Source organism: Xanthomonas sp. SHU 199 (genome assembly GCF_000364665.1).
Taxonomy (GTDB): domain Bacteria; phylum Pseudomonadota; class Gammaproteobacteria; order Xanthomonadales; family Xanthomonadaceae; genus Xanthomonas_A; species Xanthomonas_A sontii.
Window position 1 is genome coordinate 1 of sequence record NZ_AQOI01000674.1, and the last position, 8,934, is coordinate 8,934.

Genomic DNA, 8,934 nt, shown 5'->3' on the forward strand with positions numbered 1-8,934 from the left:
GCCGCGGCACCAGTCGAACAGCGCGTCGGCGCGCTCGGGCAGCGGCGCGCCGGCATCGGCCAGCACCAGGTCGAAGCCGAAATCGCGGTCGTTCAGTTGCGCAGTCGTGGCCTCGCGCAGGCGGTCCAGCGCATCGCCGGGGCGCGGCGCGGCGAGGCTGGCGTCGGCGAGCACGGCCGCCGGCCATGCCGGCAATTCGGCGCCGCCGCCGGCCAGCCAGCCGCACAGGCCGCCGTGCAGTTCGGCTGCCGACGCAGCCAGGCCAAGCGTCCGGCTGGCATCGGCGATCTGGTCGGCAGTGGGAAGTTCGGTCATGGAGCAAGCCTGTCGGGCGCTGGCCGCGGGCCTGTCGAGGCCTGCGGCGGAATCGGGACTGCGCAGTGTAGCAACCGCGTGTGCGCCGCCGCTTGTGGTGGCTTCCGGCACGCGCCTACACTCCACCACCCGTTCTTTGACAGAAGTCACTTTCCGCCATGCCATTGGAGCACGTTGCTGCAGGAGCTGCGGAAAGAACCGGCCTCGCCTTGTTCGGCGAGACCTTGCTGGCCGCATGGCCGCTGGTCGCGCTCGCCGCGCTGGCGGCCGGCGGGGTGGCGGCGCTGTTCGCGCTGCGTTCGCGTCGGCGCCTGCGCGAGCAACTGCAACGGCACGCGCAACTGCAGCAGCGCGACCAGCACCTGAAGCTGGCGCTGTGGGCCTCGGGCGAACACTTCTGGGATTACGACCTGCAACAGCGCAGGTTGCGGCTGATGCGCGCCGACGAGGCCACGCCGCACGCGCAGGACATCGGCCTGGTGATCCGCGAGAACGAGCCGCTGCGGATCCATCCCGACGACGTGCAGCAGGCGCGTCAGGTGCTGCAGGAACACCTGCAGGGCCTGACCGCGATCTACACCGCCGAGTACCGGGTGGACCTGGCCGGCGACGGGGTCTGGCACTGGGCGCGGGTGCGCGGCCGCGTGGTCGACTACGACGCCAGCGGCGCGCCGCGCCGGCTCGCCGGCACCGCACGCGACATCACCTCGCACCGCCAGGCCGACCTGGAACGACGCATCGCCGCCGAAGTGCTGCGCAGCATGGGCGAGGCGGTCGCCGTGCTCGACGAGGACCGCCGCTTCATCTCGGTCAACCCGGCCTTCACCCGCATCACCGGCTACAGCGAGCGCGAGGTACTGGGCCAGCCGATGGCGCTGATCGACCACGCGCCGGAAACGCCGGCGGCCCCGGTGGCCGACCACGGCCGGCATTGGCGCGGCGAGGCCTGGAAGCGACGCAAGGACGGCCAGGAAATCCTCTGCCACCTGCGCCGCAATACCGTGGTCGACGCCGACGGCCGCCAGAGCTTTCAGGTGGTGGTACTGGAAGACATCACCGAGCAGAAGCGCGCCGAGCAGGAACTGCGCTATCTGGCCAACTACGACACGCTGACCAGCCTGCCCAACCGCGCGCTGCTGTCCGAACGCCTGGCTCGGGCGATCGTGCGGGCGCGGCGCCAGGCCGGCTCGGTCGCGGTGCTGTTCCTGGACCTGGACCGCTTCAAGGACATCAACGATTCGCTCGGCCACGCGATCGGCGATCGCGTGCTGCGCGCGGTGGCCGAACGCCTGCAGCAGGCGGTGGGACCGCAGCACACGGTGGCGCGCCTGGCCGGCGACGAATTCACCGTGGTGGTCGAGGACATCGTCAGCCAGGGCGAGGCCGAGGCGGTGGCCGCCCGCGTGCTGGCCGCGTTCGAGGCGCCGCTGCGGCTGGACGAACGCCGCGAGGTCGCGGTCTCCACCTCCATCGGCATCTCCCTGTTCCCGCAGCACGCGCTGCTGCCGAGCGAGTTGCTCAAGCACGCCGATACCGCGATGTACCAGGCCAAGGCCGCCGGGCGCCGCAACGCGCAGGTGTACTCGGCGCGCATGGACGAGGCCACCCGTCACCGCGCCACCCTGGCCAGCACGCTGCGCAAGATCCCGCTGGATCAGGAACTGAAGCTGGTCTACCAGCCGCGCTACTCGCTGCGCACGCAGCGGGTGGTCGGCGTGGAAGCGCTGCTGCGCTGGCACAGCGCCGATTTCGGGCCGGTCTCGCCGAGCCAGTTCATCCCGCTGGCCGAGGAGACCGGGCTGATCCTGGAGATCGGCGAATGGGTGCTGCGCCAGGCCTGCGGCGCGCTGCGCGACTGGCGGCGGATGGGGCTGACCGATCTGTGCATGTCGGTGAACGTCTCGGCGATCCAGCTCGAGCGCGGCAACCTGCCGGAACTGATGGCCGGGATCCTCGCCGAAACCGGCGTGCCGGCCGCCAACATCGAACTGGAACTGACCGAGAGCGTGGTGATGTCGCAGGTCGGCAAGAACGCCGAACTGCTGCGCGCCTGCCGCAAGTTGGGGCTGACCCTGGCCATCGACGACTTCGGCACCGGCTATTCGTCGCTGGCCTACCTGAAGCGGCTGCCGATCAACACCCTGAAGATCGACCAGGAATTCATCGGCGACCTCACCCGCGACCCGGACGACGAGGCGATCACCAGCACCATCATCGCGATGGGCCACTCGCTGGCGCTGAAGGTGGTGGCCGAGGGCGTCGAGGACGCCGGGCAATTGGCGTTCCTGCGCGCGCACGGCTGCGACGAGATCCAGGGCCACCTGGTGGCGCCGGCGCTGGAGCCGGACGCCTGCCTGCGCCTGCTGCAGCAACCGCTGCGGCTGCCTGCCTGAGCGCCGGCCATGGCGCCGCCGCGCGGCGTCTTGACCGCCCCTCGGGCGCATGCCTATCGTGAGCGCCATGGACAGCCCTGACGCCCTCGCCGAGCTTCGCGCCCTTGCCGCACGCGTGGAAACGCTGGTCGAGCGCTGCCAGCGCCTATCCGACGAGAACCGCAGCCTGCGCCAGCAGCAGGAACACCTGATCGGCGAGCGCTCGCAGTTGCTGACCAAGAACGAGCAGGCGCGTTCGCGCGTGGAAGCGATGATCGCCCGGCTGAAGTCCCTGGAGCAGCACACGTGAGCGAGCCGGTCAGCGTCCGCATCCTCGACCGCGAATACACCGTCGGCGTCGAGGCCGAAGAACGCGATGGCCTGCTCGCCGCCGCGCGCCTGCTCGATGCGAAGATGCGCGAGGTGCGCGGCAGCAACCGCATGGCCGCGGTGGACCGCGTCGCCGTCCTCGCGGCACTGAACCTGGCGCACGAGTTGCAGCAACTGCGCGACGAACAGGGGCAGCGCGAACGCGAGATGGCGCGCACACTCGCCGATCTCAATCGCCGCCTGGACAGCGTGGTCGATACGACGCGCTGATCCGCACATGGCGCTGCGATCATCAACGTGAATTGCAACGTACCGAAGGACCGACGAACGGACTAGCCAAGCGCGATCACGGCGCTATACTCCACTTGCGTTCTCTGCTGTGAACGACAGCGTGTGCAAACATTCGCCTTGTCCCTTAATGACGACCACGGGGTGGCGACGGAATCGGGAGTGCAGGTCCGCCTCGTAGCGGGAAGCCCGATGATTCTCCAGCCATCCCACTTGAACCCCGGGTTCAAGGTCGTTTCGCACGCATCGTCACGGCGGAGAATGCAATTTTTCCAGGAAGCGGCGCCGCAAGGCGCCGTTTCCTTTTGTGCGCCCGCAGCGTGCGCCTTCACCACGCCGTCGCCGTCGGCGCACTGCAGGTGCCACGCGTTCTCGCACCGACCGAAACCCGGGATACTGGTCTCCCCATCACGGAGATCCCGGATTGCCGACGCTCGCCCAGATCCTCGACCGCTTCGACCCCGCCGCGGGATTCGACGTCCCCGCCAGCTGGCGGCAAGGCCGCACCGCCTTCGGCGGCCTGTCCGCGGCGCTGGCGCTGCAGACCGCGCTGCGCACGGCGCCGTCCGCGTTGCCGCCGCTGAAGTCGGCGCATATCGGCTTCGTCGGCCCGGCCGACGGCAGCTTGCGCTTCGATGCGCAGGTGTTGCGCCAGGGCAAGTCCGCCACTTCGGTGGGCGTCGATTGCATCGCCGGCGGGCAGGTCGCCCTGCGCGCAGCCTTGCTGTTCGCGCAGCCGCGGCCCAGCCGCATCGCCCATGACTTCCTGCCGGCACGGCCGGCGGTGGTCGGCCCCGATGACGCGACGCCGATCGCCGACAGCGCGGCGACCCCGGCCTTCGTCGCCAACTTCGACATGCGCCTGGCCGGCGGCGCGCTGCCGCTGTCCGCCGCGGCCGATCCGGAGTTGCTGGTCTGGGCGCGCCATCGCGACGCCGCCGGCGTGGACCCAAGCGTGGCCCTGGTCGCGCTGGGCGACTGTCTGCCGCCGGCTGCGATGACCTGCTTCACCGAGCCGGCGCCGGTCAGTTCGATGACCTGGAGCCTGGACTTCCCGCAATCGGCCAGCGCCGGCGACTGGTTCCTGCTGCGCTCGGCCAGCCGCCATGCCGAGGACGGCTACTCGCTGCAGGACATGCAGATCTGGGATACGGCCGGGCGGCTGGTGCTGTGGGGCCGGCAGACGGTGGCGCTCTACGCGTGATCGCCGCAGCGGCGCGCGCCTGCTGGTCAGTGCACGCGCCGGCGCCGACAATAGCGCCCTCCCTCGCCACGCCCGCCCGATGACCGCCGACGACCGCGACTCCCTGCGCCAGGACCTGCGCGCGCGCCGCCGCGCGCTCACCGCGCCCGTGCGCCTGGCCGCCGCCGATGCGCTGGCGCAGCGGTTGCTGGACTTGCCGTTCGCGCCGCAGCACGGCCATGTCGGCGGCTACTGGGCGATGGACGGGGAGATCGCCCTGCACCGCTGGCAACTGTCGTTGCCGGAGACGGTGCAGTACTGCCTGCCGGTGCTCAGCGGCGACACCCTGCGCTTTGCGCCGTGGCGCCCCGGGCAGCCGCTGCGCGCCAACCGCTACGGCATCCCCGAGCCCGACGTCGACCCGGCCACGACCCTGGCGCCGGCGCAGATGGCGCTGGTGGTGACGCCGCTGGTCGGCTTCGACACCGCCGGCGGCCGCCTGGGCATGGGAGGCGGCTGGTATGATCGCAGCTTCGCTTTCCGCCAGCGGCAGGCTCCGCCGCCCTGGCTGGTCGGGGCCGCCTTCGACGCGCAACAGGTCGCGGCTTTGCCGCTGGCGGCCTGGGACGTGGCGCTGGACGCGGTCTGCACCGAATCCCTCACCCTGTCGACCGCGCACGATTCCCCCGCATGACCGCACGCACCCGCTATTGGCTGATGAAGTCCGAACCGGACGCCTTCTCGATCGACGACCTGCAGCGGGTCGGCACCGAGCCCTGGAACGGCGTGCGCAACTACCAGGCGCGCAACTTCATGCGCGACGGCATGAAGGTCGGCGACGGTATCCTGTTCTACCACTCCAACTGCAAGGTGCCGGGCATCGTCGGCGTGGCGCGCGTGGCCAGCCAGGCCTATCCCGACGCCACCCAGTTCGACCCGTCCTCCGACTACCACGACCCCAAGGCCACCCAGGAGCAGCCGCGCTGGTACCTGGTGGACGTGGCGTTCGAACGCAAGCTGGCGCGCACCATCGCCCTGGACGAGATCAAGCAGCACGCCGATGCGCTGGGCGAGGGCTTCCCGCTGGTCGCCCGCGGCAACCGCCTGTCGGTGTTCCCGGTCAGCGCCGCGCAGTGGAAGCTGCTGCTTTCGCTCGAGTAGCCGGGATTCGGGATTGGGGATTGGGGATTTACCTCCGTTCCCACCCGTCTGCCGCTTCAACGAATCCCCAATCCCGAATCCCCACTCCCGAGCTCTTCCAATGTCAGAAGCCAAACGCCTTGCCGCCGAGAAAGCCATCGACTACGTCCAGGACGGCATGATCGTCGGCGTCGGCACCGGTTCCACCGTCGCCTATTTCATCGACGCGCTCGGCCGCATCGGCCACCGTATCAAGGGTGCGGTGTCCAGTTCCGAGCAGAGCACCGCGCGCCTGCGCCAGCACGGCATCGAGGTGCTGGAGCTGAACCACACCGGCAACCTGTCGCTGTACGTGGACGGCGCCGACGAGTGCGATCCGAACAAGTGCCTGATCAAGGGCGGCGGCGCCGCGCTGACCCGCGAGAAGATCATCGCCGAGGCCAGCGAGCGCTTCATCTGCATCATCGACCCGAGCAAGCAGGTGCAGACACTGGGCGCGTTCCCGCTGCCGATCGAAGTGATCCCGATGGCGCGCAGCCTGGTCGCCCGCGAGATCCTGGCGCGCACCGGCGGCCAGCCGGTCTGGCGCGACGGCGTGATCACCGACAATGGCAACGTGGTGCTGGACGTGCACCACCTGTCGATCACCGACCCGGTGGCGCTTGAGCGCGAACTGAACCAGATCCCCGGCGTGGTCTGCGTCGGCCTGTTCGCACGCCGCCCGGCCGACGTGGTGATCGTCGGTGGCGAGCCGCCGCGCGTCCTGTAGGACGCGCGCTGTCGCGCGCGTGGGATTGGGGATTCGGGATTGGGGATTCGCAAAAGCGAGAACCCCGGCTCTGGCGGATCCCCAATCCCGACTCCCCGCTCTTGACGCCACGCGCACCTTGCAACAAGGTGCGCGCTGTCCTCCCTGCCCTGGTCCGCCCATGTCCCTCTTCCGCGCGCTCTGCGTCCTTCTCCTGCTCGCCCTGAGCGGCTGCGCCAGTGCCGGCGGCGACCATTGGGTGGAACTGGGCGGACATCGCTACGAAGTGGAACTGGCGCAGAACGATGCGACCCGCGCGCGCGGGCTGATGTTCCGCGACCAGATGGAAACCGACCACGGCATGCTGTTCATCCACGACCGCGAGGAACCGCAAGCGTACTGGATGAAGAACACCAAGATCCCGCTGGACATCCTGTACTTCGACAACCAGCGCAAGCTGGTGGCGCAGCAGCGCGACGTGCCGCCGTGCTCGGCCGGCGACGCCTGCCCGCCCTACCCGAGCAACGCGCCGGCGCGCTATGTGCTCGAACTCAACGCCGGCCAGGCCGAGCAGTTGAAGCTGCAGGACGGCACCGAACTGCGCTTCGGCCCTGGAATTCCGCAGGGCCACTGACCCGTCAACGGTGCCGGCGGCGTCGGGAAAAGGCCCCGCGACCACGGCGCTGAACCCGACACCGCTGTCGGGAACGGCCGGACTTGATCGGGCCCGGCTTTGCCGCCAGTCTTGGGCCATGGCCGCCCCATTGACATTGCCGAGCTGGAATACCCTGGCCGCGCTGGATGACGATGCCCTGCCGCTGCTGGCGACCGCCCTGCTGATCGCCCGCGACGAGTATCCGGAGCTGGACGCCGCCCATTACGACACCCTGGCGCAGAGTCATGCCGACCACCTGCGGCACGAGGTGGCGATGATCGAGCAGTGGCCGCTGAAGATGGCGGCGATCAATCGCCACCTGTTCGAAGAACTGGGCTATAGCGGCAACCACGACGAGTATTACGACCCGCGCAACAGCTACATGAACCAGGTGTTCGAGCGGCGCCTGGGCAACCCGATCTCGCTGGCGCTGGTGCAGATGGACGTGGCGCGGCGCCTGGACATCCCACTCGACGGCGTGTCCTTCCCGGGGCATTTCCTGGTGCGCCTGCCGGTGGACGACGGCCTGCTGGTGATGGACCCGTTCAACGGCGGGCGTCCGCTGGCGGTGGAGGAACTGCGCGAGCGCGCGCGACCGCACATGGGCGGCGAAAGCCCGGACGACCGCGCCCTGCTGCAGATCCTGGACCCGGCACCGCACCGCGCGATCCTCGCCCGGGTCCTGCGCAACCTGCACGGCCTGTATGCCGAACGCGACGAGTGGGACCGCGCCGCACGCAGCGCCGACCGCGTGCTCAAGCTGATGCCGGACCAGCCCGAAGCCCTGCGCGACCGCGGCATGGCCTACCTGCAGATGGATTACGTCCCCGGCGCACGGCGCGACCTGGGCCGTTACCTGCAATTGAACCCCGAAGCCTCCGACGCCTTGCCGATCCGCGAGCGCCTGGTGGAACTGAGCGCGCGCGCGCAGCGGATGCATTGACGCTGGGAATGGGGAGAGGGGAATCGGGAATGGGAAAAGCGCATGCCCTGAGGCTCAGAGGTTGCTGACCTGATCAAGCCGTCATGGATAACGGACCGAATCGATCATCGAACGTCGGCGGACATGCGGCTCTCCCGAGTATCGGCCTTGCGATCCGACCACCCGGCCTCGCGATGTCTGCCTGCCAGCCCTGAAACTGGCCGCCGCGTGAAGCCTGCAAGGCACGGGAGTCGCTGTCCCACTCCCGATTCCCCATTCTCCAATCCCAGCCGTCAATCCATCTCCACCATCTCGAAATCGTCCTTGGTCACGCCGCAGTCCGGGCAGGTCCAGGTGTCGGGCACGTCGTCCCAGCGGGTGCCGGGGGCGATGCCTTCTTCCGGCAGGCCGTCGGCCTCGTTGTAGATGAACCCGCAGACGACGCACATCCAGGTGCGATAGGTGGTGGCGCTGGCGTCGCTCATTGGATAATCGCAGGTCACAGTCGGAACGGCATTGTCCCATCGCCGCCGACGCATCGGAAGGCTTGGCCATGAACGCATCCCCGGCGCCGCGCGGCGTGTACCTGATCACCCCCGACGAGGCCGACGGCGCGCGTCTGCTGGCACGGGTGGCGCCGCTGCTGGACCAGGGCGTGACCTGGCTGCAATACCGCAACAAACGCGCCGACGCGGCGCAACGGCGCGAGCAGGCCGCGGCGCTGCAAAGGCTGTGCGCACAGGCCGGCGTGCCGCTGATCGTCAACGACGACGTCGCGCTGGCGCAGGCGGTGGGCGCGGCCGGCGTGCACCTGGGCGAGGACGACGGCGATCTGGCCGCCGCGCGCGCCGCGCTCGGGCCGCAGGCATTGATCGGCGCCTCCTGTTACGACGACCTGGCCCTGGCCCGCAGCGCCGCGGCAGCAGGCGCCAGCTACGTCGCCTTCGGCGCGTTCTTTCCTACCCGCAGTAAGGTCACCAC

At 69.7% G+C, this 8,934-nt stretch carries 12 protein-coding genes and 1 other RNA gene; 11 read left to right on the forward strand and 2 right to left on the reverse strand.

Annotation, left to right across the window (positions count from 1 at the left end; genetic code table 11):
* Positions 1-315 (reverse strand): UPF0149 family protein (locus tag D183_RS25315; protein ID WP_017910435.1); only part of this gene is annotated, 315 nt, incomplete at its 3' end.
* 209 nt (positions 316-524) lie between these two features.
* On the opposite strand from D183_RS25315, the gene D183_RS0119250 reads away from it, so the two are divergent.
* From D183_RS0119250 to D183_RS0119290, 10 genes are all read left to right on the forward strand, one after another.
* Positions 525-2,708 (forward strand): putative bifunctional diguanylate cyclase/phosphodiesterase, encoded by a 2,184-nt coding sequence (locus tag D183_RS0119250; RefSeq protein ID WP_017910436.1) that lies wholly within the window; start codon positions 525-527, stop codon positions 2,706-2,708.
* Between the two features lie 67 nt (positions 2,709-2,775).
* On the forward strand, positions 2,776-2,997 hold the full coding sequence (locus D183_RS0119255) for a TIGR02449 family protein (RefSeq protein WP_017910437.1): 222 nt from the start codon (positions 2,776-2,778) through the stop codon (positions 2,995-2,997).
* Positions 2,994-3,287: a cell division protein ZapA gene (locus D183_RS0119260; RefSeq protein ID WP_017910438.1), complete on the forward strand. Its 294-nt coding sequence runs from the start codon at positions 2,994-2,996 to the stop codon at positions 3,285-3,287. Before D183_RS0119255 ends, D183_RS0119260 begins: the two co-directional genes overlap by 4 nt.
* Positions 3,288-3,385: 98 nt before the next feature.
* A non-coding RNA gene (gene ssrS / locus D183_RS26610) (6S RNA) lies at positions 3,386-3,570 on the forward strand.
* Between the two features lie 159 nt (positions 3,571-3,729).
* Positions 3,730-4,509: an acyl-CoA thioesterase gene (locus tag D183_RS0119265; RefSeq protein ID WP_017910439.1), complete on the forward strand. Its 780-nt coding sequence runs from the start codon at positions 3,730-3,732 to the stop codon at positions 4,507-4,509.
* Between the two features lie 79 nt (positions 4,510-4,588).
* Positions 4,589-5,182, forward strand: a complete 594-nt coding sequence (locus tag D183_RS0119270) for a 5-formyltetrahydrofolate cyclo-ligase (RefSeq protein ID WP_017910440.1) — start codon at positions 4,589-4,591, stop codon at positions 5,180-5,182.
* Positions 5,179-5,649 carry an EVE domain-containing protein gene (locus D183_RS0119275; RefSeq protein WP_017910441.1) on the forward strand — a complete coding sequence of 157 codons (471 nt, stop codon included), beginning with the start codon at positions 5,179-5,181 and terminating at the stop codon, positions 5,647-5,649. The genes D183_RS0119270 and D183_RS0119275 overlap by 4 nt, the downstream gene beginning before the upstream one ends.
* Positions 5,650-5,749: 100 nt before the next feature.
* Positions 5,750-6,397 carry a ribose-5-phosphate isomerase RpiA gene (gene rpiA / locus D183_RS0119280; protein ID WP_017910442.1) on the forward strand — a complete coding sequence of 216 codons (648 nt, stop codon included), beginning with the start codon at positions 5,750-5,752 and terminating at the stop codon, positions 6,395-6,397.
* A 160-nt stretch (positions 6,398-6,557) separates the two neighbouring features.
* Complete coding sequence (locus D183_RS0119285) at positions 6,558-7,010, forward strand: DUF192 domain-containing protein (RefSeq protein WP_017910443.1); 453 nt, start codon at positions 6,558-6,560, stop codon at positions 7,008-7,010.
* A 49-nt stretch (positions 7,011-7,059) separates the two neighbouring features.
* On the forward strand, positions 7,060-7,974 hold the full coding sequence (locus D183_RS0119290; RefSeq protein ID WP_408068872.1) for a SirB1 family protein: 915 nt from the start codon (positions 7,060-7,062) through the stop codon (positions 7,972-7,974).
* Between the two features lie 272 nt (positions 7,975-8,246).
* On the opposite strand, the gene D183_RS0119295 is transcribed toward D183_RS0119290, so the two are convergent.
* Positions 8,247-8,492, reverse strand: a complete 246-nt coding sequence (locus D183_RS0119295; RefSeq protein ID WP_223875626.1) for a rubredoxin — start codon at positions 8,490-8,492, stop codon at positions 8,247-8,249.
* Between the two features lie 14 nt (positions 8,493-8,506).
* Here D183_RS0119295 and D183_RS0119300 point away from each other — a divergent pair.
* Positions 8,507-8,934: thiamine phosphate synthase (locus D183_RS0119300; protein WP_017910446.1), on the forward strand; the 428-nt coding region annotated here is incomplete at its 3' end.